Origin of the sequence: Mucilaginibacter sp. 5C4 (assembly GCF_034345625.1) — a bacterium.
In the GTDB taxonomy this organism is placed as follows: domain Bacteria; phylum Bacteroidota; class Bacteroidia; order Sphingobacteriales; family Sphingobacteriaceae; genus Mucilaginibacter; species Mucilaginibacter aurantiaciroseus.
Genome location: NZ_CP133775.1, coordinates 799,288 through 824,615, shown reverse-complemented (window position 1 = coordinate 824,615; position 25,328 = coordinate 799,288). Strand labels below are relative to the sequence as shown.

The following is a 25,328-nucleotide window of genomic DNA, read 5'->3' as shown; positions in this document are numbered from 1 at the left end:
GATCAACTAATGAAGAGATTTATACTAACTGCCTGCCTGGCAATAGCATCAGTTTACAGCATGGCCCAAAAGCCCGCTATTAAACAAGATGGGATTAAGCCCGTAGGCATCATAAAAAACTTAAGCGACAGCGCTTTATTAGACGTGGTGCAGCGCCAAACGTTCCGTTACTTTTGGGATTTTGGGCACCCGGTTAGTGGCCTTGCCCGCGAGCGCAGCAACACCTCTTTCGATTATGGTAACGAGGTGGTAACCATCGGCGGCTCGGGCTTTGGCATTATGGCCATGATAGCTGCAGATCACCGCAAGTTTATCACACACGAGCAATCTGTCGACAGGATGCTGAAGATCGTGGAGTTTTTATTTAAAGCCGACGCTTATCACGGCGTATTCCCGCACTGGCTTAATGGCGAAACCGGAAAGATCATCCGTTTTGGCCGCAAGGATGATGGTGGTGACCTGGTAGAGACTGCGTACCTGCTGCAAGGGCTTATCTGCGCCAAGCAATACTATGTTGCCAACACACCAAAAGAACGCCGCATACGCGATGTGATAAGCTGGATCTGGGGCGAAACCGAATGGAGCTGGTACACCCGCGATGGCCGCGACAACCTGTACTGGCACTGGAGCCCAAATAACGGCTGGGCCATGAACTTCCCAATCCGTGGGTTTAACGAATGTTTGATCACTTACATACTGGCCGCATCTGCCGACCGCTACCCCGTTAGCGCCGAAGTTTACCACCGTGGATGGACACAAAGTGATTTCTTTAAGAATGGCCACACCTATTACGGTTATAAGTTGCCCCTTGGCTTCCCGTATGGCGGGCCGCTATTCTTTTCGCAATATTCGTTTCTGGGGCTTAACCCAAAAGGGCTAACCGACCGCTATGCCAACTACTGGGAACAGAATTTAAACCATACGCTTATCAACCGTGCTTACTGTATCGATAATCCTAAAAAGTTTAAAGGCTACGGCGAAAACTCGTGGGGCTTAACTGCCAGCGATAACTACGAAGGCTACAACGCGCACTCGCCGGACAATGATTTGGGAGTAATTACGCCTACTGCTGCTTTATCGGCATTCCCATACACGCCGGAGTATTCGATGAAAGCACTTCGCCATTTCTACTATGACCTGGGCGATAAGATTTGGGGCGAATATGGCTTTACCGATGCCTTTAGCGAATCTAAAAACTGGTACGCAAAATCATATTTAGCTATCGATCAGGGGCCCATCATCGTAATGATAGAGAACTACCGCTCGGGTTTATTATGGAATTTATTTATGAGTGCGCCCGAGATCCAAAACGGGCTCAAAAAGCTTGATTTTAAAAGCACCGCTATCGTAAAAAAGTAAAATTAAAGTGATGGTAAAGTGGTGATTATTACATCGCCACAAAAAATAAATGGGATGATTTAAATCGAAACCCGTTTATTTACGTTTAGTAATGATAACCACATTAAACGTTTACTATGATCATTAAAAAATTAAGAATATTGGCAATGCTGGGTATGCTGTACCTGGCATTTCCTTTTTTAGCCCGGGCGCAGGTTAATTCGGCATTCGACAGGGGTTCATACATTACTAAAACAGATACGCTGGCTTACCGCATTCTTTTCCCAAAGAAATTTGATCCAAACAAAAAATATCCATTAATCATAGTGCTGCATGGCGCAGGCGAACGCGGTAACGATAACGAGGCGCAGATCAAATACGGCCCTGAGTTATTTTTGAATGATACCATTCGCCAGAACTACCCCGCTATAGTGGTGTTCCCGCAATGCCCTGCAAATGGCTTTTGGTCGAATGTTAAGATTGATAAGAACGACTTAGGCAAATACGTTTTCCATTTCCAGGAAGGCGGCGAGCCTACGAAAGTCATGGGCGCGCTACTGGGTTTGGTAGATCAATTTCTGGACAAGCCTTTTGTGAGCAAAAAACAGGTTTATATTGGCGGCCTGTCTATGGGTGGTATGGGTACGTTTGAGATATTAAGGCGCAAGCCAAACACCTTTGCAGCGGCATTTGCCATTTGCGGTGGCGATAACACCAATAACGTAAGCAAGTATGCTAAAAAAGTACCTTTGTGGATCTTCCACGGGCAAAAGGATAGTGTGGTACCGTTCGATCACTCGCAGGTAGTGGTTGATGCTCTTAAAGCCGCCGGCGCCAACCCCAAATTTACCATTTACCCTAACGACGACCACAACAGCTGGGACGATGCCTTCGCAGAACCACAGCTTATCCCCTGGCTATTCTCGCACAGTAAATAAAATAATAGAGTATATTTTTCTACATCAAATTCGCCTAAACAAAAACAGCAGCCTTAATAAGCTGCTGTTGATACGTAGCTAATCACTATTAGAATTGCTCATCCGTTTCCAGTTTGTTGGTACCTGCACTATCATTATTAGTGATGTGGTTATCGGCATTCAGCTCTGTTGTTGGCTCACTTTCGCTTAGCGTTCCGGTAATGCCCTCTTTTTCAGCTACTGCGCCATCTTTATTGGTGTCATCGTTATTGGTAATCACATCCTGCTCTGCGGCGTTTACTTTCGGGTCGCCGGTTTCGCCCTCTAAAGGGAATATTTCGCCCGGCGTTGGGCTATCTGGAGTATTCATAATTATTCGGTTTTATAAAAATAACGGAAAAGAGAGAGCGTTGTTTGAAGGATTTGCCTGCCGTAGATTTTACTCACCCCGACTTCGCTGCGCTGGTCGACCCTCGCTGCTGCGCAAAGAGGGTGAAAAGGTCTCATTTTCGCCTCTGAGATCAGCCAAATGTTCACGTTCACGATTGTGAACACACACACAATATTTTATAAATAACTCATAATCAAGAATCTAAAATACACACTACTGACAAAATAGTGCCACCACTACAGTCAATTATTTTAATGGTGCCTTTTTGTTTCGCAAAGAGGCCTGTACTTCATTGCCGTCCCTTTTAAGGGACGGAATAGGAAACATGCCAAGAATGGCTTTAGCCAAAATATCGTTTGGCTAAAGTCGGGAAGTTTCTACCTGTTATCCGTTGGCTGAAGCCAACGGCAATGATTTTATCATTCCCTCCTTGGGGACGGGCGCGATGGATTGCGTAAGGGCAGGGAGGAGATTACCCCAATTTTAACTTGGCGAGAAAAACCCTACCTAACCCTCCCACGGGAGGGAATGATTTTTCATCCAACAAAAAAGCCGAACGAGTTATTCGTCCGGCCTTTAACTTATAAATTGTTGTATTCGATTTAAAACTAATCTCTGATCACCATTCCCTAATCTCTTATTTACAATACCGGTTTATGATGTCAACTATAACCTTGTTCTCCTGCAACTGGGGCAGGTAGTCAAACAGGATGTAGTGCTTCTCCGGGTCCGACGCAAGGGCCATTTCCAGATAGTTCAATGCTTCGTTGTACTCGCCTTTGGCAAACAGATATGCTACCATGCGGTAGTACAGCTCTGCCGCGTCGGGGTTGTTTTTGATGGCCTGCGAGATCACTTCAATGGCATCAACCAAACGCTTTTGCTCGTACATGATAGAGGAGTAATCCAGCCATGCATCCACATCAAGCGGGTTTAGTTCCACTACTTTTTCGTAGGCGTCCTCGGCCTCTTTCATGTGGCCAAGTTTGTACTCGGCATCCGCGATAGCAAACCAGTAATCGGCATTGGCAATATCAAGGTCTAACGCTTTTTTATAGAAATGCAGGGCCTCGAAGTAGCGCTCTTCAAAATCAAGGGTAACACCGATACCGAACCAGGCATCGGCCAGCTTAGGATCCATCTTAACCGATTTTTTGTAGAACGACCGCGCCTCGTCCATTTGCTCCAGCTTTTCGTAACACTCGCCTATGGCGCAATAAGTATCCGCATTGGGCTGCTCGTACTCAAACGTCTGGCGGTACACCTCAATGGCTTCGGCGTATTTTTCCAGGTTAACCAGGGCGTTACCTTTATTAAAGTAGGCCGATGCAAAGCTGTCTTTGATCAGTATAGCGTAATCGTAAGCGTCAATAGCCTTCTCGAACAAACTAAGCTTGGTATACGCGTTCCCTAAGTTATACCATGCGGCATAGCTGTAAGGCTCGTTATCTATATATTGCTGGTAAAACTGAACGCTCTCCTCCTGGTTATCCAAAACATCATAACAAAATGCAAGCTCGTAAAGCGCATCCTGGTTTTCCATGTTTTGTTTAAGGCACAGTTTAAGGTAAGTTATAGCGGTATCATAATCGCCCATGTTTTGGTAAACGTAGGCAATGTGCAATAAAATTTCGTCGGTTTCTTCCGAAAGGTCAAGTGCCTTTTCGTAGTTCTCTAAAGCCTCAATATTGCGCTCCATGCTCTCGTACAGGTTACCACGAATGATGTAGATATCCGCGTCGCTCGCTTCCAGCATCGCGGCTTTATCCAGCGCTGCAAATGCCTCGCTCGCGCGGTTGGTAACTACCAGTAACTGGGCTTGTTTAATTAAAAACACTGCGGCAAACGGGTGCTGGTTGCGGGCATACTCAGATACCTGCAGGGCTTTTGCCGGGTCGTTTTTTTCTATGTAGTAGTCTATAATGTTCTCAAACGCCTGGGCGTCAAAAAAGTACTGGTCATGATTGCGGATCATTTCTTCGTACCGTTCTACCGAAAACTTTGGATCTTCGGTAAAACCAAAATCAAATTCTTCTTCCATTCAAGTTTATTTGCAGAACACCATATTTCCCGGCGGATGTTTATCCGCAAGGCTTAAACATGAGTTCAAATTACAATAATAAGCATCCCTAAGTCAATTAAGTTTTCAACATACAAACATTATTAACACGCGTTAATACAAATAGCTGATAATAAATGAAAAGCATTTAAGCGGCAGCGGATGAGTTGATTAATTGCCCTAAAGATTTTTACCTTTGACAAAAGTACCAATTATGAGCTTAGTAATAAAAGATATTCTTGACCATTTACACATAAACGACATAAACCATGCCTTTAGTACGGGCAGCAACTGGGGCAGCAGCGCCGGTGCCGGGGTAAAAGACATTGTATCGCCAACGGATGGTAAAAAGATAGCGGCGGCTACATTTGCTACTGCGGATGAGTATAATACGGTGGTAGCAACCGCCCAAAAAGCGTTTAAAACCTGGCGCACCATACCTGCGCCAAAGCGTGGAGAAATTGTACGACAGATTGGTGAGTCGCTGCGCGAGAATAAAAAGCAGCTGGGCACGCTGGTATCCTACGAAATGGGTAAAAGCCTGCAGGAAGGTTACGGCGAGGTGCAGGAGATGATAGACATTTGCGATTTCGCGGTAGGCTTAAGTCGCCAGTTATACGGCCTTACCATGCACAGCGAACGCCCCGAGCACCGCATGTACGAGCAATACCAACCATTAGGGATAGTAGGCGTAATATCCGCCTTTAACTTCCCGGTTGCGGTTTGGAGCTGGAATGCCATGCTGGCCTGGGTTTGCGGCGATGTTTGTATCTGGAAACCATCAGAAAAAACACCTCTAACGGCCATCGCCTGCCAGCACATCGCGCAAGAAGTTTTCAAAAGAAATAATATTGATGAAGGCGTAAGCTGTTTAATTATCGGCGACCGCCAGATAGGCGAACTAATGAGTAACGATACCCGCGTGCCGTTGGTATCTGCAACCGGATCTACCCGGATGGGTAAAGCGGTGAGCGCCGCTGTTGGCGCGCGACTTGGTAAAAGCCTGTTAGAACTTGGCGGCAATAACGCCATCATTATTACCGAGAATGCGGATCTGGATATGTCGCTCATTGGCGCTGTATTTGGCGCGGTGGGTACTGCCGGGCAGCGTTGTACCAGTACGCGCAGGCTCATCATCCACAAAAGTGTTTATGATGCTTTTAAAGACAAACTGGTTAAGGCTTACGGCCAGATCAAAATTGGCGACCCTTTAAACGAGAATAACCACATGGGCCCGCTTATAGACCAGGATGCAGTTGCATTATATCTTGATTCTATCGAAAAATGCAAAGCTGAAGGCGGTAAGTTTGCTGTTGAAGGCGGCAAGCTGGAGGGTGATGCTTATTCATCGGGCTGTTATGTTAAGCCATGTATTGCCGAGGTGGAGAACCATTACCAGATCGTTCAGCATGAAACTTTTGCGCCCATACTTTACCTGATCAAATATTCCACTATCGAGGAAGCCATCGAGTTACAGAATGGCGTTCCACAGGGTTTATCATCGGCCATCATGACCAATAATTTGCGCGAGGCAGAAACATTCCTTTCTTACGCGGGTTCTGATTGCGGCATTGCCAACGTTAACATCGGCACATCGGGTGCGGAGATAGGCGGTGCCTTTGGCGGCGAAAAGGAGACCGGCGGCGGCCGCGAGAGCGGATCTGACGCCTGGAAAGTTTATATGAGGCGACAAACGAATACTATAAACTATTCTAAAACGTTGCCTTTAGCGCAGGGGATTAAATTTGACCTGTAATTAAACTAAGCAACTTCATTGCCGTCCCATTTATGGGGCGGAATTATGGAAATATAATAGTGGCTTTAGCCGAATAATTTTGGCTAAAGCCATTGAACTAAATTGGCAAGTCTGTCGACTAAAGTCGACGGCAATGAATAACAAGTATAAATACTAAAGAGAAACATGTATAGAATTTTCAAACCTATTACGGGGCTATTACTAAGCGCCGCCCTGTTATTAAGCATTAATTCAAATGCGCAGGTTGCCCCAAAACCTGCTGCCGAACTCCCAAAAAACTGGCACCTGATGGACCTAAAAACCGATGGCTATTACGGCATCAGTTTAAACCAAGCTTACTTATTTGTTAAGGGCAAAAAAAGCAAAACGGTGGTTATAGCAACCATTGATAGCGGGATAGACACCGCGCAGGCCGATCTTAAACCGGTGCTTTGGACCAACACCAAGGAAATTCCCGGTAACGGAATTGATGATGATAAGAACGGTTACATTGATGACGTGCACGGCTGGAACTTTTTAGGCGGCCCCGGTGGCAAATGCGATTTTACCGAAACCACCGAGGAAGTGCGCGAGTACAACAGGCTTAAAGGCAAATACGAGAACCTGACCAGTGCCCCTGCCGGCAGCGAAAAGGAGTTTGCTTACTGGGAAAAGGTGAAGCTACAGCATGATGCTACGCTAACCAAATCAAAAACCGAGATCCAGCAGCTGCAGCCCGTGATGAACGCGCTGATGGCGACCAGTGGTTATATTAAAAAAGCCCTTAACTTAAAAAGTGATGCTTCTTTTAAAAAGGCCGACCTGATTAAGATCACCTCTAAAAGCGATACCATTACACAAAGTAAAAATGTTTGGGCCTCTGTTTTTGAGCAGGAAGGCGGCAATGAAACCAACGCCAAGATCATTAACGACCTGAGCGAATACCTTGCAAAACTGAACAATGATGTTAACCCCGACCTGGGTGCACGCAAACGCATTGTAGGTGATGACCCGGATGTTAAAGACGGCAAACCTTACGGCAGCAACATCCTGAAATTTGCAGATGCCGAGCACGGTACCGGCGTTGCAGGCCTTATTGGCGCCGTACGCAATAACAAATATGGTATTGACGGTGTTGCCGATAACGTGCGCATTATGGCTATTAAAGCGGTGCCAAACGGCGACGAGTACGATAAAGATATTGCTAACGCGATCCACTACGCGGTTGATAATGGCGCACGTGTAATTAACATGAGCTTTGGCAAAAAGATCTCCCCGCATAAAGCATGGGTTGACGAAGCCTTTAAATATGCTGCAGCTAAGAATGTATTGTTGATCCAGGCATCGGGTAACGATAATCAGGATATGGACACCAAACCGGAGTTCCCGAACGATATGTTTGAGGATGGATCATCAATGGATGCCGATAACCTGATCAGCGTTGGGGCATCTGCCGATAAAGCTGATGCTAAACTTGCAGGCACCTTTAGCAACTACGGTAAAAAGAATGTGGATGTATTTGCCCCGGGCGTTAAAGTAACATCTGTAAATATGGACGCAGAATTTAACACTGCCGATGGTACCAGCTTTGCATCACCAATTACAGCTGGTGTTGCCGCTTTGATTTTGGAATACTACCCAACATTAACCGCTAAACAGGTTAAACAAGCCATACTGGCATCTGCCACGCCTATAACCGGCCTAATGGTTTTAAAACCGGGCAGCCAAACCGAAAAGGTTGATTTTACAACCCTATCAAAAACTGGCGGTGTGGTTAATGCTTATAAAGCATTAGTTGCCGCTTCAAAAATGAAGGGTGAAGGGATATAATAATCTCTCCCGACATAACAATAAAGGCCCGACGGTAAGTGTCTACCTTTTTTGGGGCAGTCTAATGTCGGGCCTTTCTTATTTATTGATAATGTCAGTCTGAGCTTGTCGAAGACTTATCCGCTTTACAATGGTTCGACAGGCTCACCATGACAAATCGGCTATCGCACGTTCGTTTGACATGGTGGGGTATTTTCACTTGTCATCCTGAGCGATAGCGAAGGATCTATTATTGAACTTTGCATATTGAATAGGCATGTCGGCGATTAAATGCTTCGCTATCGCTCAGCATGACAAATTTTTAAAGCCCTAAAATATCGCTTCCGCGATCCTTTTTGTTGGGCCGGGGTTACCCATAGTATAAAAATGCAGCACCGGCGCGCCGAATTTTACCAGTTCTTTACACTGCGCTATCATCCATTCGATACCAATATCTTTTACGTTCTTTTCGTCCTTGCAATCCTGGATCGCATCGCTTAATCCTTCGGGGATATCAATGTGGAAGGTTTTAGAAAGGTTAACCAATTGTTTGGAAGTAGTGATAGGTTTCAAGCCCGGGATGATCGGCACGTTAATACCCTCGGCACGGCAGCCGTTCACAAAGTCGAAATACTTTTGATTGTCGAAAAACATCTGGGTTACGATGAAGCCTGCGCCCATATCAACCTTGTGCTTCAAATATTTAAAGTCGGTTTTTAGGTTTGGTGCCTCGAAATGTTTCTCGGGGTAACCGGCAACTCCTATACAGAAGTTCGTTTTCAGGATGCCCTCGTAATGTTCATGCAGGTAAACGCCGTTATTCATGTTCACCACCTGTTGCAGCAGGTCGGTAGCATAGCAGTGCCCATTGGGTGTTGGCACAAACGAAGCGTCGCCACGGCGGGCATCACCGCGTAAAACCAGCACGTTATCAATCCCTAAAAATTGCAGGTCTATAAGGCCATTCTCGGTCTCGTCCTTGGTAAAACCACCACAAAGCAAATGCGGAACGGTATCTACCTTGTACTTGTTCATGATAGCCGCGCAGATGGCAATAGTGCCGGGGCGCTTGCGGTAAGCCAGTTTCTCAAGCAAACCTGTTTGGTGCTCCTTATAAATATAATCTTCGCGCAGCGATGTTACATCAATAAACGGCGGCTTAAACTCCATCAACGGGTCAATAGCATCGTAGATCCCCTGGATGCTTTGGCCTTTTAATGGCGGGATAAGCTCAAAGGAAAAAAGTGTTTTGCCGTTGGCGTTTGCAATGTGTTCCGTTATTTTCATTGTAGGTTGTAATCTTTTATTTCGTTACATCATTGCGAGGTACGAAGCAATCTCTTTAAGCAAGTCCTTTATGCAAGGTGTACAATTGTCCTAAAGAGATTGCTTCGTACCTCGCAATGACGTTCTATTTAATAATTAAGGTTTGGGCCGAGCCAACGCTCAACCGTTTCCACAGATAAGTTCTTCCTTTCAGAATAATCCTCTATCTGGTCTTTACTTATTTTATTTAAGCCAAAATATCTTGCCTGCGGGTGCGCGAAGTAGAAGCCGCTTACTGCTGCTGCCGGTGTCATGGCCAGGCTTTCGGTAAGGTGCATGTGGGCGTTCTCTTCGGCACTTAATATTTCAAACAAGGTGGCTTTTTCGGTATGATCCGGGCATGCGGGATAACCCGGTGCTGGGCGGATGCCCTGGTATTCTTCCTTGATCAATTCTTCGGTAGCAAGCTGCTCGTCTTTCGAATAGCCCCAATATTCTTTACGTACCAACTCGTGCATTTTTTCAGCAAAGGCCTCGGCAAAGCGGTCGGCAATGGCTTTGGTCATGATGCTGTTGTAATCGTCATGATCTGCCTCAAATTCGGCAACCAGTTCATCACAGCCAATCCCGGTTGTTACGGCAAAGCCACCAAAGTAATCGGCAACACCGCTTTCCTTAGGTGCCACAAAATCCGACAGCGCATAATAAGGTTCGCCTTTAACCTTTTCGTTCTGCTGGCGAAGCGTATGGATGCGCGTCAGCAAATGCTGGCGGGTTTCATCGGTATATAATTCGATATCGTCGCACACGCTGTTGGCCGGCCAAAAACCGATAACACCGCTTGCGCGCAATAACTTCTGGTCTACGATGCGTTTCATCAATGCCTGTGCATCATCAAATAATTTCTTGGCTTCGTCGCCCACAAACTTATCGGCAAAGATCTTAGGATAGCTGCCACGCAACTCCCAGGTATGGAAGAACGGCGTCCAGTCGATGTAAGGCACCAGTTCTTCTAACGGGTAGGCATCAAAAACTTTGGTGCCCAAAAACGCCGGTGCAGGTGCAACCGCCTTGAGGTCTATCTGGAACTTTTGCCCGCGTGCCTGTTCAATACTTACAAAGCGCTTGTCGCTTTTTTTGTTGGCGTGAGCTTCGCGGGCTTTGGTGTATTCGTCCTTAATGTTTTGGATGTAGCCATCGCGGGTATCGCGGTTCATCAGGCTGCTGCAAACGGTTACGCTGCGCGATGCATCCAGCACATGAATGGCGGCGCCCGAGTAATGCGGCGCTACTTTTACCGCAGCGTGGATGCGCGAGGTTGTTGCACCGCCAATAATTAACGGGATAGTAAAGCCCTGGCGTTCCATCTCTTTAGCGAAATGTACCATCTCATCAAGCGAAGGGGTGATCAAACCGCTTAGGCCGATGATATCTACTTCCTGCTTTATTGCTTCTTCTATAATGCGCTGGGCGGGCACCATCACCCCAAGGTCTATCACCTCGAAGTTGTTACAGGCCAGTACCACGCCTACTATGTTCTTGCCAATATCGTGTACGTCGCCTTTTACAGTGGCCATTAAAACCTTACCGGCGTTGGCCCTGCTGCCGCTGCTATCTTCGCCTGCATCTATCACGCGCTGTTTTTCCAGCTCAATAAATGGCAGTAAATAAGCCACCGCTTTTTTCATTACCCGGGCCGATTTTACCACCTGCGGCAAAAACATTTTACCGGCACCAAACAGGTCACCAACCACATTCATGCCGTCCATCAACGGGCCTTCGATCACCTCTAAGGGTTTGGCAAATTTTTGGCGGGCCTCTTCCACGTCGTCGTCAAGGTATTCGATAATACCTTTTACCAGGGCGTGCGATAGGCGTTGCTCTACCGGGTTCTTGCGCCATTCCTCATCACGCACGATCTCTTTACCCTTACTTTTAATGGTATCGGCAAACTCGACCAAACGCTCGGTGGCGTCATCGCGGCGGTTTAGCAGAACGTCTTCAACAAGTTCCAGCAGGTCTTTCGGGATCTCCTGGTAAACTTCCAGCATCCCGGCGTTTACGATACCCATATCCAACCCGGCCTTAATAGCATGGTACAGGAATGCCGAGTGCATCGCCTCGCGCACCACGTTATTACCGCGGAACGAGAAGGATATATTACTTACCCCACCGCTTACCTTGGCATATGGAAGGTTTTGTTTTATCCAGCGGGTAGCCTCAATAAAGTCTACCGCGTAGTTGTTGTGTTCTTCCAGACCGGTGGCTACGGTCAGGATATTCGGGTCAAAAATGATATCCTGTGGCGGGAAACCAACTTCATCAACCAATATCCTGTAACAGCGACCACAAATTTCTTTACGGCGTTCCAGTGAATCGGCCTGGCCGGTTTCATCAAAGGCCATTACCACGGCTGCAGCGCCATAGCTCAGAATCTTGCGGGCGTATTCTTTAAAGTTCTCCTCGCCCTCTTTCAGGGAAATAGAGTTTACGATACCTTTCCCCTGCAAACATTTCAAACCGGCTTCGATAACCGTCCACTTGGAAGAGTCGATCATGATGGGTAGCTTGGCAATATCGGGTTCGCTTGCAACCAGGTTCAGGAATTTTACCATCACCGCTTCCGAATCGATCATTCCCTCATCCATGTTGATATCGATGACCTGCGCGCCACCTTCTACCTGTTGCAGGGCAACGGTTAGGGCAGCCTCGTAATCTTCGGCAAGGATAAGTTTAGAGAATTTTGGCGACCCGGTGATGTTGGTACGCTCGCCTATGTTTACAAAGTTTGTTTCGGGGGTAAGAGTTACAGCTTCCAGGCCGCTTAAGCGCAAATAAGGCTCAATTTCGGGAATCAAACGCGGGGAATATTTAGCGGCCTTATCGGCAATACATTTGATGTGATCCGGCGTGGTGCCGCAACAACCACCCACAATATTTACCAGCCCGGCTTTGATAAAATCATCAACCTGGTGTGCGGTTTCGTGCGGGGTTTCATCGTACGCGCCAAATTCATTTGGCAAGCCGGCATTTGGATAGGCCGAGATAAATACACCTGCTTTTTCAGAGAGTTCCTCTAAGTGGGGCCGCATCTCCTTTGCACCCAAAGCACAGTTTAAACCAACCGATAGCAGGTTAGCATGACTGATCGAGTTCCAGAAAGCTTCTACTGTTTGCCCTGATAAAGTACGGCCAGATGCATCGGTAATGGTACCCGAGATCATCACACCGCCGGTATCACGGAAAGCCAAATAATCTTTACCCGCTGCTGCACATTCTTTTTTATACCGGTCGATGGCGAACAATGCCGCCTTTGCGTTAAGGGTATCGAATATGGTTTCGACCAATAGCACATCCGATCCGCCATCTACCAAACCGCGTACCTGCTCATAATAAGCCTCGGCAAGGTCATCAAATGTAACGGCGCGGTAACCTGGGTCGTTCACATCCGGCGACAGGGATGCCGTACGGTTTGTGGGACCAACGGCGCCAGCCACAAAACGTGGTTTCGAGGGGTCTTTTTTGGTGTACTCGTCGGCCACTTCGCGGGCTATGCGGGCACCCTCGTAGCTTAATTCGTAATCAAGTTCTTCAAGGTGATAATCGGCCAGTGAAATCTTTTGTGTACTGAAGGTATTGGTCTCGATGATATCCGCACCCGCGTCTAAATACTCAGCATGGATAGCTTTGATCACATCCGGCCGGGTAATATTCAGCAAGTCGTTATTGCCTTTAAGGTCGGATGCATGGTCACGGAAACGCTCCCCACGAAAATCCTCCTCGGTAAGCTCGTACTGCTGGATCATGGTACCCATAGCCCCGTCAATAACCAATATGCGTTTCTGTAGTTCTTTTCTAATATCCATTGTTTGGTATCAAGTAGCGAGTATCAAGTATCAATTACCGAAAGTTCGATACGTGAGCATAATATCCAGCGCAGGAAAAAGGTCCTGATACTTGATACTAATTACCTGATACTAAAAAAACTTATTTCGAAAAGCCGGGTGTTATATTGACTTTCACTTATCTGTCCCATCCGCCAATTGGCTGGTTGAGTAGAATGTAGCACCTTGTTAAGTAACAGGTTGCCAAGACATCGCAGGGTCTAATCCCTCCGTCTTTCTCCATAAGCGTTACAAATATGAATAATAATGTTGTAAAGTGCAAGCTTATAAATTGAAGTGTTGGGATAAAGCCCGATTTGCTCCGCTTGGAAATCCGTTAGCTTCAGCCAACGGCAATGATATAATTTTACCCCGTCTCAATTGTACCTGATGTGGGAGAAGTAGCTTTGAAATTTCAGGCAAGTCAAACTTGTAAAAAATCATTGCCGCGCCATTTATGGGGCAGATAACAAATTAGACAATCCGGCTTTAGCCGAACCTCTAAAACAAAAAAGCCGCCTGCTCATAGCAAACGGCTTTCAATTTTATAAGACAATCCGCTTATCTCCTATTGCCGCCAAATATGCGAAGCAGTAAAAGGAACAGGTTAAGAAAATCAAGATAAAGGGTTAAGGCACCCATAATGGCTGTCTTCTTACCTTCGGCACTGCCATACTCGATACCGGCACCAATGCGTTTTAGCTTTTGTACATCGTAAGCGGTTAAGCCTACAAATACAGCAACCAATATATAACTGATCAGTAAGTCGAAACTGCTGCTGCGGAAGATGAACACGTTTAACACGGTTGCAATAATACCGCCAACAAGCAACATGATCAGGATTGAACCAAATTTGGTAAGGTCCTGATTGGTTGTGTAACCACCTATTGCCATTACACCAAACACTACAGATGCTGTAATAAACGCGCTTGATATGGTACCGAAGTTATACAGGTAAAATATATAGCTAAGGCTTACACCCATAATGGCCGAAAAAGCCAGGAACATAATAACGGCAGTTACGATGCTCATTTTACTAATGCGGCTTGATAATATCAACACGAGGATAAAAGGGGCGAACATGGTTATGGTACCGAAAATATTGTTGCGACCTGTTGCCGGATCGCGCAGCATGCTCGATAGCTCGGGTATAAACGCAAAAGTATAAGTGCAAAGGGCCGATATACCTAATGCAACAAACATCCATAAAAACACATTCGCGATAAATTTGCGGGATGCCTCGGGATTTTCTACATAACTTACGTTTTCGTAAACGTAATTTTGAGTTTTGGTTTCCATTTATTTTTTAGAAATTATTTGTACGAATATAGTAAAAACGCAGCAATGCATATAAAGTTGTAGCTTTTATAAAGCTTACAATGGGATGAAATTAGTTAAGCCTTTTGGTTAGCTGTTCTTTTACCATTTTAAATACCTGTATAGGTTTTAAGGCGCGCCAGTTCAGTTCATCCAGCTGCCCGCCAAAGTTAATGTAATAGTCAATGTTGGCGCTTTTAAACTCGCGGATCACATGCTCCTGGAAATTGATGCCGGCTATCCAGCCATCCTCCACCTCCTGGAACCATTCCTCATAATAACTATCGTCCGAGAAATGGAAGTTAAGTACATTCTCGCCTATTAAGATGAATTGGTTTACGCCCTGGTCTATCATCAGTTCTATCAGTTCGCGCTTCATCAGCATAATATCATTGTTAATGGCATCGTTCCATTCCCCAATAAACTCTATGATGCTGTACCCACGGCCGTAATCAACGTATAAAACTTTAAGGTACAGCGTGTTCGACCCGAATGAATCCCATTGCGGATGCAGCAAATAGTTATATACCTGCTTATCAAACTCAAACTCGTTATACTGCGTAGCATAAAACGGAGAATGCTCATCCTCTGATGCTACATAATCATCCCGCCAGCGGTAATATGGTTCTATTTCGTGCATAGCCCCCTCCAACCTCTCCCGATAGGGGAGACTTTTTTATTTTCCTCACCTGCACATTTGCATATTTGCACATCTGCACATCTAATCTCCTGCATATTTATTTATTATGTGCGTCTATTGCTTTACGTACGCTCCCATATTGGTTTAACAGCGCGGCGGCTTCGCTTTCTGGCAGGCCGGTTTCGGCCATTACCATGTTGGTGCCGCGCTGTATCAGCTTATCATTTGATAACTGCATATCCACCATTTTATTACCCTTTACCCTGCCCAGTTGTATCATTACACTTGTGCTCAGCATATTTAAAACCAGCTTTTGCGCGGTGCCTGCTTTCATGCGGGTGCTGCCGGTTAAAAACTCGGGGCCGGTAACTACTTCTACCGGGTATTGGGCCGTTGCGGCAACCGGGCTGCCGGCATTACAAACAATGCAACCTGTAGCAATGCCATGCTCGTTAGCGGTTTTTAAACCGCCGATAACATAGGGTGTAGTGCCCGATGCTGCTATGCCTACCACTACATCGCCCTCATGGATATCAAATTCCTGCAGGTCTTTCCAGGCCTGGGTGGTATTATCTTCGGCAAATTCAACCGCTTTGCGAATGGCCGTATCGCCACCGGCAATAATACCCACTACCCAATCAAACGGCACACCAAATGTTGGCGGGCACTCCGATGCATCTACCACGCCTAATCTGCCGCTGGTACCCGCGCCGATGTAAAACAGGCGGCCGCCTTTGCGCATGCGCTCGGTAGTGATCTTTGCCAGCGCTTCTATCTGCGGCAAGGCCTGCTCTACCGCTAATGGTACAGTTTTATCTTCGTTATTGATGTTCTTCAAAAGCTCAAGCAAAGGCATGTTCTCCAGGCCATTGTATTTAGAGTCTTTTTCGGTACTTCTTTCCATTTTGGTTGATGTTTAGCCTCACCTAATCCTCTCCAAAGGACAGGACTTCAGCTTCAACTTTTGAACCTTCTCCTTTGGAGAGGGCAGGGTGAGGCAATAAATATTTTAACAAAATTGAATAAAAAACATCAAAGCAACGAAGATGAACTAAATTATAAGCTATAGCCGCTATTTATTAGATTTGCAATAGCCATTTACACATGAAAAGAACTGCGGGTATAATTTTCAGGACGCTGATATTAATTTTGATAGGAATAGGTATCGGCATACTTCTTACTAACGGCGATATGGTAGGCCGCAAACTTGGCCTAAGTGCCGGTCCAGACAAAATTTCACGCGTACTTTCCCTGGTTAATAATAAGTATGTCGACTCGGTAAATACTGACAGTATCGAGGGTGTGACCGTGAACGATATGCTGCAAAACCTCGACCCACATTCGGTTTACTTACCCGCGCAACAGGCTCGCTCCATTAACGAACGTTTGGAAGGCGGCTTTAACGGCATAGGTTTAGAATACCAGTTGCTGCGCGATACTTTGGTTATTACCCAGGTTAATACTGATGGCCCCGCTGCTAAAGCAGGTGTTATGGTTGGGGATAGGGTGATCAATGTGGATGGCAAGCCATTCTCGGGCACTAAACTGGATATTCAGCACATCAGCAAAACATTCAGGGGCGAAAAGGACACGCAGATAAGCCTGGGCATAAGCCGCGATGGGTTTAAAAAAATAAAAGATTTCCCTATAAAACGCGATCGTGTAAGCTTAAGCAGCCTTGATGCCGCCTATAACGTTGGCAGCGCGGGCTATGTTAAAATAAGCAAATTTGCCTCAACCACCGATAGCGATTTTAGGGGCGCCCTTAAAAAATTAAAGGCCAATGGTATGCAAAAATTGGTGCTGGATCTGCGCGGAAACGGCGGCGGCTACCTGAATACTGCCACCAGTATGGCAGATGAGTTTTTATCAAAAGGCAAACTTATAGTTTACACCAAAGGCAGCCACGAGCCGCGTACAGATTACTTCGCGACAGATTCCGGCAGTTATGAGAATGGCGACCTGACTGTTATTATTGATGAGTACTCCGCATCGGCAAGTGAGATACTAGCGGGCGCTTTACAGGACCTGGACAGGGCTACTATTGTAGGTCGCCGCTCGTTTGGTAAAGGTTTGGTACAACAGCAATTCCCATTTGGAGATGGCACGGCCATAAACCTAACGGTGGCAAGATATTACACACCGTCGGGCAGGTCGATCCAAAAATCTTATGCAAACGGCTTGGCGAGTTATCGTAACGAACTGCTTAACAGGATCCGCAAGGGCGAGTTATTAAATGCAGGGAACAACTTAAGTGATAGTGCCTTTTTTGGAGGATCAACCTACCATACCACCAAAGGCCGCAAGGTATTTAGCCGTGGTGGTATAATGCCCGATGTTTTTGTACCTGCCGATACCGCACAGAATACTCAACTGGTAGGCCAGCTTGCGCAGAACCAGCTTTTTACCGCTTACATTATTGATAGGTTACAACCCGCTCTATCCAAATACCCAACTGCAGATAATTTTATTGAGCAGTACAACCTGAGCGATGAGGGGCTGAAAAACTTTATAGCCTACGCGCTGCAAACTATTAAGCAAATTAACCCGGCAGAGCTGCAGCAATCAAAAGAAACCATTAAAATATTGGTGAAAGCCAACGCCGCCCGTTTTAAATGGGGCAATAACGCTTACTACCGCGTGCTTAACGCCAACGATACCACCTTTAAAAAAGCTTTAGCAAGTGATTAAAAGCTTACGCCCGTTCCGGTAGGGAAAAACGCGTTTACACTCACCGGTAGTTTACCTGCCGGTTTTATCAACCCTGTTATCACCTTCACTGCCGAACGTTGCATAGCATCCTCTTTTTGGTAGCCTACAATTATGCCCGTGCTTTTTTCGATGCCTGGCAAACCTGCAATGGTATAGGGATTGCCAAAAAGGCTCATTACCGTGTTTGGCTTAGCGGCCAGTTCAGATATCAGCAGCTTTACGTTATTACTATAATCGAGCTTGCTGGCGGGGCGGGTGCGGGTATCGTGGATGCTGACAAAAACTTGCGGATACTGCTTTAGTACCTGAAGCATACGGTTCATTTCGGGCACGCCCATGTTTTTATCTACGTGGAAGATCATGCTGTTGGGGTACCATTTAGAAAGCTCCACCTGGAAAACGGTGGGCTTATCTAACCCAATGCTAATAATCGCGGTTTTCTTTAAAGGATCCTGGCGGATGGTTTGGCCGCTCCCTTTTATTACCGTTACCGATGCGTCTGCCAGTTGCTGGATCAGCTCGGCAGCGGCAGCGCGGTTTATATCCTGTGGGATGGTAGTTGGTGATACCGGCTTGTAATTAGCTAACCCTGCCCAGTACTTTGCGGCAAGCAATTTCCTGATCTTAGCATCAAATTCTTCTTTGCTGATCTGTTTCTTTTTGATGGCTTTTAAAATAAGCTTCGCGCCGTTTTTTGAATTGACGGATAATTCTATTAAGTCGTTCCCTGCCAAAAAAGCCCTTACATCGGCCTCGCCATTCGGTAAATTTTTTACTACGCCCTGCATCTCCATGGCATCTGATGCTACAATGCCTTTAAATCTTAGCGAATCTTTTAATACCCCGGTAACTATCGGGCGGGATAAAGTAGAAGGCAAATTCTTGGTACTATCCAGCGCCGGGATATTCATGTGAGCTATCATTACACCGCTAATACCTGCCTCAATGGCTTGCTTAAATGGGTATTCTTCTAATGAATCTAACCGGCCTTTGGTAAATGGCAGCTGCGGCAAAGCAAAATGCGAATCCACATTGGTATCGCCATGGCCGGGGAAGTGCTTTGCGAAGACGATAACGCCTGCATCCTGCATGCCGGTAAAGTAGGCGATCCCTTTTTTGGCAACATTGTACTTATTATCCCCAAACGAGCGGTAGTTGATCACCGGGTTATTGGGGTTATTGTTTACATCCATATCGGGTGCGAAGTTGATATGCATGCCCAGTCGCTTAAAATCATATGCAACCATCTGCCCCATTTTATAGATGAGGGTATTATCTTGTATGGCCCCTAAAGTCATTTGGTAAGGGTAGGATACGGATGAATCTAACCGCATGCCCAGGCCCCACTCGCCATCCATAGCTATCAGCAATGGCACGCGCGATTGTTTTTGGTAAAGGTTGATTAGGTTAGCATGCCTTACCGGCCCGCCCTGGAAAAACACCAGGCCGCCAATGTGTTCGTCGCGGATAATGGTTGCAACAGAATCTTCATAGGCCTTGCCCCTGTTGGTATGCGCCCTTACGTAAAATAACTGGCCTATCTTTTCTTTACGGGTCAGCTTCCTGAACACCGAATCTACCCAACGGTTTTGTTCGGTTATAGTGGTGATAAAACTTTTATTTTGAGCGGAAACTGCCTGGGTAAGCAGGCTAAACGTTAAAAGGAGGCAGCAGGTAATGTAATTTTTCTGTTTCATTATTATCCAAATGTAGCTTAAATCTCAATTACGGCTAATTGTTTTGCCTTTAGAAAGATATATATTGGATATACGAATAAACCTTGGCCCCTGATTTCACTCTATAGGTTATAAAAATCAACGAACAGGAAATATTGTGGCCAGCCCACAGTAGTTCAGCAACACTTTAAAACAGAACCGATGAAAAAATTTCTCTTAATGGCCGTATGCCTTATTACCGTTGCCGGAACCGTGAGCGCGCAACGTTACGATCGCCGCTACCAGCGCCGGGGAGTAAGGCGACCCGCCCCCGTGCAACGTTATGATAACAGGCGTGGTGGCGATGATTTTTACACGCCAAAAGTTGGCCTTGCCGGTGGTGTAAACTTTTCCAATACCGTTGATGCTTATAACTCAGACTTTAGCACCAGCACTATTGCAGGCTGGCACGCGGGTTTAACCTTTGAGGTGCCTATTGCCTATCCGTTATCATTCGCGCCCGAAATTTTGTTTTCGCAAAAGGGTTACAAAGCCGAAACTATCGACGGTACATTTAAGCAACGTACCAATTATGTTGATATCCCTTTATTAGCCAAATTCCGTTTGGTGCCGGGCTTTAATTTTGTAATAGGCCCGCAGTTAACATTCATCACATCAACCCGTAATACTTACGATGATGGCTTTAACATCATATCAGAATCTGAATACAATTACCGTGGCGATAAAAGCTATATATCGGGCGTTGTTGGTGTAGGCATCAACCTTAATCGCAATGTGGAACTAAGGGGCCGTTACGCTATCGACCTCGACAAAAACTACGCGAATGGCAACTCGGCTATTCCAGATTACCGCAACCAGGTATTCTCGTTGGGCTTAGGGTTTAAGTTCAACTAATAAGATCTAACTATTGATTTTGTAAAGCCATTCGCCCGGTTGGGGTGGGTGGCTTTGTTGTTTGAACAGGCCTTGCAACCACCGCTTTAATTTGCGCTTGGGTTTGTTATAGCGCATCCAGCGATAATCCAAATTAAAATCCATATTAAGGGTATAGTAATCGGCCTCCTTTTGTGGCGCTACATCAGCAGGATGGGTTATCTCACCAAGATCCTGCAATGGTATGTTCGCATTTGGATTATTAACATCGCTGGTATGGGTTGAGTTAGCACCAAAGCCAATGTTTGATATGAGGTTGACATTTGGGATAACAGATAACCCGTTATTAACGAAGTTTAAAAAGCTCAACTGATAATCCCAGGTATCTATTTCGCCTGCTTTTAATTTGGTGAAAATTTCCATCCAGGTATCAACCGCAAAGCGATCGTTAAAAATAGTTTCCAGCTTGGCTCTTACATCGGCTGGCTGGTAGTGCGAAAGTTCCTTATCGTAATCTTTCCAAACCCTGCGCCAGCCGGCCCAGCCCCAAACGTGTGTAAGGTTGGAGTAGTAGTAGCTTGCATCGCCCCATTGTTTACTATGCTGCAGGTTAGCGCCGCCAATATGCCTGATGCGGGTATCATCCCTGTACTTATCAAGCATCGCATCGCAAAACCTGAAAAAATCCGGGTTGGGCAGGCAGTCGTCCTCTAATATTATACCCTCTTCCTCATTATTAAAAAACCAATCTATAGCAGATGATACCGCGTTTTTGCAACCCAAGTTGCTCTCGCGAAAAAGCGTTTTTACCTCGCAGGGCCAATCTACTTTTGCTGTGATAGCGCGTGTTCGCTCACATAAAACATCTTCACCAGCCTTTTGTGCCCTTGGCCCATCCGCTGCTACATATAAACGCGATGGTTGCGCTGCGCGAATTTGTTCGAAGACACGGTCGGTAGTATCCGGCCGGTTAAATACTATAAACAATACTGCCGACTTGGTTTTATATGATATAGTGGGGGCATCCATGTTGCAAAGATAATTTTTGTGGCAAAATATTATGATTTAAACAGCCCTTTAATACCTCTCCTGAACTTTTTAAACCGCGCTTTTATCTCATGGATCTCTAAAAATCTTTTTATAGCATAGCCGCCACCCAGGTAATGCTTTGCCATTAAGTATTTTTCGTGGCCCTGGTAGTGCAATGCAGCAAATCTTATTAGCTTGCCACTACTCTCCAATTTGCAAAAGGGCAGGTTATTTTGCCAGTAAATTTTTTTGATACCGTTTTCCATTTCGTAACCATCAGCATTGTGCAGGGATGTATCTATGGCTAACTCGCCATTCATCAGGTCTATCTTTAGTGTTTCGGCAGGGTGATCATTAAAATAAAATTGGAACAGCGTCATATCGCAAACACCGCCCATCATTTCGGGATCAGCGGAAAAGGGAGCGTAAAACTCATTAAGCCTTGCTAAACCGGCGTTTGTAGTGTAAGCGTCTATTAAAAATCACAAAAACTATCTATTGCTTTATAGCTGTTAAAATAAGTAAATGCTGGCATACCCATGGTTTCGCAAGTATTTGCAATGGCTGCATTTCTAAAATAAATTGCCATATCAGATACATTTTGATACAACAACACGTCCGAATCGAGGTATATAAATTGCTCTATATTATGTCCCCGGCAAAAAGCACGTACATAAAACCAGCGCAAAAAACAATGTAACTCGTAGTGTATTTCGTTGGTGTTATTGTGCTGATATACGCTTGTAAAAGCCTCAGTATCTTTTACGTATTTGCTTGCCTGTATATGTGTTACAAACGAACAGCGGTTGTTTTTATCGTCGCCCAGTAAATAAATGTCAGCTTCCGGGTTAAAATACCGGGCTTGTTTAAGGCTATATTTTAAGTAAGCCGGGTTGCCATAATGGAAAAATATAATGGGTATAGGCATAGCGTTTTAATTGGCGCAATTTACTGCAAATGCAGCATATTACTTAAACGAAAGGGTATGTTGTTTTTTTACATTAAGAATAATAGTTGCATCTTTAAAAAATGCAAAGCAAAATAACCGGCGGCGATACCACACTCCTTTTTACAGCCCGGGTACTGGGCAAATACGATGTAAAATACTACCGTTGTAACCAAACGGGCTTCATCCAAACCGAGGAGGCCTACTGGCTCGACGAAGCCTACTCATCTGCCATTACCAAGCTTGATGTTGGCCTGCCGTATCGTAATATTAATTTAAGCGGGCGGGTTAGCAAACTACTTTTAAATAACTTTGATAGCAAAGGCACCTTTCTGGATTACGCAGGCGGCTATGGTTTATTTACCCGCCTTATGCGCGATAAAGGTTTTAATTTTTACCATACCGACCCTTACGCCCAAAACTTGTTTGCTGAATATTTTGATTTGACTGACCTGCCCGCAAACACGCGCTTTGAAATGGTTACCGCGTTTGAGGTTTTTGAGCACCTACCCGACCCGATACCGCAAATAAAAAAGATGCTTGAATTTTCGGACAGCTTACTATTTAGTACCGAGTTACAGCCCGGTAAAATTGAAAAACTTGAAGATTGGGCATATTTTGCTACCGAGACCGGCCAGCATATCGCATTTTACAATGAAGCTACTTTAATAGCCATTGCCGACCAGTTAGGCTATAACTTTTACAGCGACGGCCACTTCCTGCATTTGTTTACAAAGGGTAAGCTTGGGTTTAACCCGTTTGCACCGGTTAGAGATAAGTTTTTACTGCGCAAGGCTAAAAAGTATATAGCCAAAACAGAAAAACGGAATAACCCCATGCCCGAAGGTTTATTAATGCGCGACTGGCAATATATTAAAGATAAGCTTAATAAGAAACCCTAATTTATCCTTCGTTAAAGGTTTGCATATCTATCAGCTTACGATACAAGCCATTTTTATTGATCAGTTCCTGGTGGTTGCCCTGCTCTATCAGTTTACCATTCTCTAATACCACAATTATATCCGCATTTTGAATGGTGCTTAAACGGTGGGCAATAATAAGCGATGTACGGTTCTTCATCAGGTTGTTCAAGGCATCCTGAACCAATTTTTCTGATTCAGTATCAAGCGCCGATGTTGCCTCGTCTAAGAGCATTATTGGTGGATTAGTCAGCACCGCTCGGGCTATACAAATGCGTTGGCGCTGGCCACCGGAAAGCTTTGTTCCGCGGTCGCCCACGTTAGTTTCGTAACCGTTCTCGGCCTCTAAAATAAAATTATGGGCGTTGGCTATACGTGCGGCAGCCTCTACATCAGCAGGGCTAGCACCGGGTTTACCAAAAGCGATGTTGTTGTAAATGGTATCATTAAACAAAACCGATTCCTGGTTTACCACGCCCATCAATCCGCGCAGCGAGTCTGCTGTTACACCTTTAATATCGTGCCCATCAATTGTAATACGCCCGCTTTGCGGATCCATAAAACGAGGGATCAGATCCATCATGGTAGATTTACCACCACCCGAAGGGCCAACCAGCGCCACGGTTTTACCCTTTGGCACAACAAGATCTACATGTGATAACACCGCCTTTTCCTGGTAGGCAAACGATACATCCTCGAAACGGATAGCCTCGGTAAAATCTTTTATGGTTGATGCATCTGGTGCATCAATGATAGTAGGCTTTTCGTCTATCAGGCTCAACACACGCTCGCCGGCGGCAATACCCTGGTGTATGTTACTGAACGAATCTGAAATGGCTTTAGCGGGCCTGAGGATCTGCGAAAACAATACAATAAAGGCAATAAATTCTGCGGGTTTCAATGGTGATGTTTGATTTAAAACCAAATTACCTCCATACAAAACAATTCCGGCAACCATACATATCCCCAAAAACTCCGATACCGGTGAGGCCAGCTGCTGCCTGCGCGCCATAGATTTTGTAATTTCCGAATACTTTTTATTCTCGCTATCAAACCTGTTTTTTATAAAACCCGTGGCATTAAAAGCCTTGATGATTTTGATGCCCGAAAGTGCTTCATCCAGGTAACTGATCATGTTGCCATAGGTTTGCTGCGATGCTACGGCCTGTTGTTTTAATCGTTTTACAATGCGGGCAATAATAAATGCCGAGAACGGAATGATCAAAAATGAATACAACGTTAGGCTTGGTGAGATCAGGAACAGCATTGCCAGGAAGGTGATAAGTGTTAAAGGTTCTTTAAAAACAACCTGTAAAGTGCCGGTCACCGAATATTGTACCACCTGCACATCTGAGGCGATTTTGGAGATAATATCCCCCTTACGCTCGTTACTAAAAAAGCCAAGGTGAAGGTTCATTACATTATTAAATACGGTACGGCGCAGGTTTAAAAGGGTGTATACCCTTAAGTTCTCCATAATGCGCTGCGACAGGTAACGAAAAAAATTACCTAACAAGGCCGATATTACAATGGTACCACAAACAAACTTTAAAGCCCCACCTGTACCATAATTGTTAATGGCATAGCGCACATAATAATTAAAGGTGGCCATGATATCTATAAGCGCAGGTTTAGCACCCAGTGGCATAACCGCGTGGCTTTGATTATTGGCAAATAGTGTTGTTAACAACGGCGCCACCAAAGCAAGGTTTAGCGTGCTAAATATTACGGCAAACAGAGTAGTAAGGATATATGGTATTGCAAACTTTTCAATTGGCTTTGCAAAAGATAATAACCGGAAGTAAGTCTTCATTTA

The 25,328-nt window shown here is 45.4% G+C and carries 19 protein-coding genes and 1 riboswitch; of the genes, 7 read left to right on the top strand and 12 right to left on the bottom strand.

Annotation, left to right across the window (positions count from 1 at the left end):
• The first annotated feature begins 9 nt into the window (after nucleotides 1-9).
• Nucleotides 10-1,359: a glucoamylase family protein gene (locus tag RHM67_RS03855; RefSeq protein ID WP_322230744.1), complete on the top strand. Its 1,350-nt coding sequence runs from the start codon at nucleotides 10-12 to the stop codon at nucleotides 1,357-1,359.
• Nucleotides 1,360-1,475: 116 nt separating this feature from the next.
• Nucleotides 1,476-2,276 carry a prolyl oligopeptidase family serine peptidase gene (locus tag RHM67_RS03850; RefSeq protein ID WP_322230743.1) on the top strand — a complete coding sequence of 267 codons (801 nt, stop codon included), beginning with the start codon at nucleotides 1,476-1,478 and terminating at the stop codon, nucleotides 2,274-2,276.
• An 88-nt stretch (nucleotides 2,277-2,364) separates the two neighbouring features.
• Here the strand turns inward: RHM67_RS03850 and RHM67_RS03845 are convergent, their stop codons facing one another.
• Nucleotides 2,365-2,625, bottom strand: coding sequence for a hypothetical protein (locus tag RHM67_RS03845; protein ID WP_322230742.1), 261 nt, complete (start codon nucleotides 2,623-2,625; stop codon nucleotides 2,365-2,367).
• Nucleotides 2,626-3,283: 658 nt separating this feature from the next.
• A complete protein-coding gene (locus tag RHM67_RS03840) occupies nucleotides 3,284-4,687 on the bottom strand; it encodes a tetratricopeptide repeat protein (protein ID WP_252757628.1) in 1,404 nt (467 codons plus the stop codon).
• A 232-nt stretch (nucleotides 4,688-4,919) separates the two neighbouring features.
• Between RHM67_RS03840 and RHM67_RS03835 the strand changes: the two genes are divergently transcribed.
• Together RHM67_RS03835 and RHM67_RS03830 are read left to right on the top strand one after the other, a co-directional pair.
• Nucleotides 4,920-6,461 carry an aldehyde dehydrogenase family protein gene (locus RHM67_RS03835; protein WP_322230741.1) on the top strand — a complete coding sequence of 514 codons (1,542 nt, stop codon included), beginning with the start codon at nucleotides 4,920-4,922 and terminating at the stop codon, nucleotides 6,459-6,461.
• Nucleotides 6,462-6,626: 165 nt separating this feature from the next.
• Entirely contained in the window at nucleotides 6,627-8,270 is a 1,644-nt protein-coding gene (locus RHM67_RS03830; protein WP_322230740.1) for a S8 family serine peptidase, read from the top strand.
• Nucleotides 8,271-8,579: 309 nt separating this feature from the next.
• On the opposite strand, the gene RHM67_RS03825 is transcribed toward RHM67_RS03830, so the two are convergent.
• The 5 genes from RHM67_RS03825 to murQ form a co-directional block, all read right to left on the bottom strand.
• Nucleotides 8,580-9,536, bottom strand: a complete 957-nt coding sequence (locus tag RHM67_RS03825; protein ID WP_322230739.1) for a methylenetetrahydrofolate reductase — start codon at nucleotides 9,534-9,536, stop codon at nucleotides 8,580-8,582.
• A gap of 128 nt (nucleotides 9,537-9,664) precedes the next feature.
• Nucleotides 9,665-13,381, bottom strand: coding sequence for a methionine synthase (metH, locus tag RHM67_RS03820; protein ID WP_322230738.1), 3,717 nt, complete (start codon nucleotides 13,379-13,381; stop codon nucleotides 9,665-9,667).
• A gap of 154 nt (nucleotides 13,382-13,535) precedes the next feature.
• Nucleotides 13,536-13,648, bottom strand: a riboswitch (SAM riboswitch).
• A 312-nt stretch (nucleotides 13,649-13,960) separates the two neighbouring features.
• On the bottom strand, nucleotides 13,961-14,698 hold the full coding sequence (locus RHM67_RS03815) for a Bax inhibitor-1/YccA family protein (protein WP_322230737.1): 738 nt from the start codon (nucleotides 14,696-14,698) through the stop codon (nucleotides 13,961-13,963).
• A gap of 91 nt (nucleotides 14,699-14,789) precedes the next feature.
• Entirely contained in the window at nucleotides 14,790-15,356 is a 567-nt protein-coding gene (locus tag RHM67_RS03810) for a hypothetical protein (RefSeq protein WP_322230736.1), read from the bottom strand.
• 97 nt (nucleotides 15,357-15,453) lie between these two features.
• Entirely contained in the window at nucleotides 15,454-16,260 is an 807-nt protein-coding gene (gene murQ / locus RHM67_RS03805; RefSeq protein ID WP_322230735.1) for an N-acetylmuramic acid 6-phosphate etherase, read from the bottom strand.
• 200 nt (nucleotides 16,261-16,460) lie between these two features.
• Here murQ and RHM67_RS03800 point away from each other — a divergent pair, with 200 nt between their 5' ends.
• Nucleotides 16,461-18,047, top strand: a complete 1,587-nt coding sequence (locus RHM67_RS03800; RefSeq protein WP_322230734.1) for a S41 family peptidase — start codon at nucleotides 16,461-16,463, stop codon at nucleotides 18,045-18,047.
• Here the strand turns inward: RHM67_RS03800 and RHM67_RS03795 are convergent.
• The gene (locus RHM67_RS03795) at nucleotides 18,044-19,765 is read right to left on the bottom strand and encodes a glycoside hydrolase family 3 protein (RefSeq protein ID WP_322230733.1); all 1,722 of its coding nucleotides are present in this window, start codon (nucleotides 19,763-19,765) and stop codon (nucleotides 18,044-18,046) included. The two genes, RHM67_RS03800 and RHM67_RS03795, sit on opposite strands and share 4 nt — an antisense overlap.
• Before the next feature lie 180 nt (nucleotides 19,766-19,945).
• Here RHM67_RS03795 and RHM67_RS03790 point away from each other — a divergent pair, with 180 nt between their 5' ends.
• Complete coding sequence (locus RHM67_RS03790) at nucleotides 19,946-20,638, top strand: porin family protein (RefSeq protein ID WP_322230732.1); 693 nt, start codon at nucleotides 19,946-19,948, stop codon at nucleotides 20,636-20,638.
• A 6-nt stretch (nucleotides 20,639-20,644) separates the two neighbouring features.
• On the opposite strand, the gene RHM67_RS03785 is transcribed toward RHM67_RS03790, so the two are convergent.
• The 3 genes from RHM67_RS03785 to RHM67_RS03775 form a co-directional block, all read right to left on the bottom strand.
• Complete coding sequence (locus tag RHM67_RS03785; protein ID WP_322230731.1) at nucleotides 20,645-21,646, bottom strand: nucleotide-diphospho-sugar transferase; 1,002 nt, start codon at nucleotides 21,644-21,646, stop codon at nucleotides 20,645-20,647.
• A gap of 29 nt (nucleotides 21,647-21,675) precedes the next feature.
• Nucleotides 21,676-22,026 (bottom strand): hypothetical protein, encoded by a 351-nt coding sequence (locus RHM67_RS03780; RefSeq protein WP_322230730.1) that lies wholly within the window; start codon nucleotides 22,024-22,026, stop codon nucleotides 21,676-21,678.
• A 95-nt stretch (nucleotides 22,027-22,121) separates the two neighbouring features.
• Nucleotides 22,122-22,574, bottom strand: coding sequence for a hypothetical protein (locus RHM67_RS03775; RefSeq protein WP_322230729.1), 453 nt, complete (start codon nucleotides 22,572-22,574; stop codon nucleotides 22,122-22,124).
• Nucleotides 22,575-22,675: 101 nt separating this feature from the next.
• On the opposite strand from RHM67_RS03775, the gene RHM67_RS03770 reads away from it, so the two are divergent.
• Nucleotides 22,676-23,494: a class I SAM-dependent methyltransferase gene (locus RHM67_RS03770; RefSeq protein ID WP_322230728.1), complete on the top strand. Its 819-nt coding sequence runs from the start codon at nucleotides 22,676-22,678 to the stop codon at nucleotides 23,492-23,494.
• Nucleotide 23,495: 1 nt separating this feature from the next.
• On the opposite strand, the gene RHM67_RS03765 is transcribed toward RHM67_RS03770, so the two are convergent.
• Nucleotides 23,496-25,325 (bottom strand): ABC transporter ATP-binding protein, encoded by a 1,830-nt coding sequence (locus RHM67_RS03765; protein WP_322230727.1) that lies wholly within the window; start codon nucleotides 25,323-25,325, stop codon nucleotides 23,496-23,498.
• Between the last annotated feature and the right edge of the window lie 3 nt (nucleotides 25,326-25,328).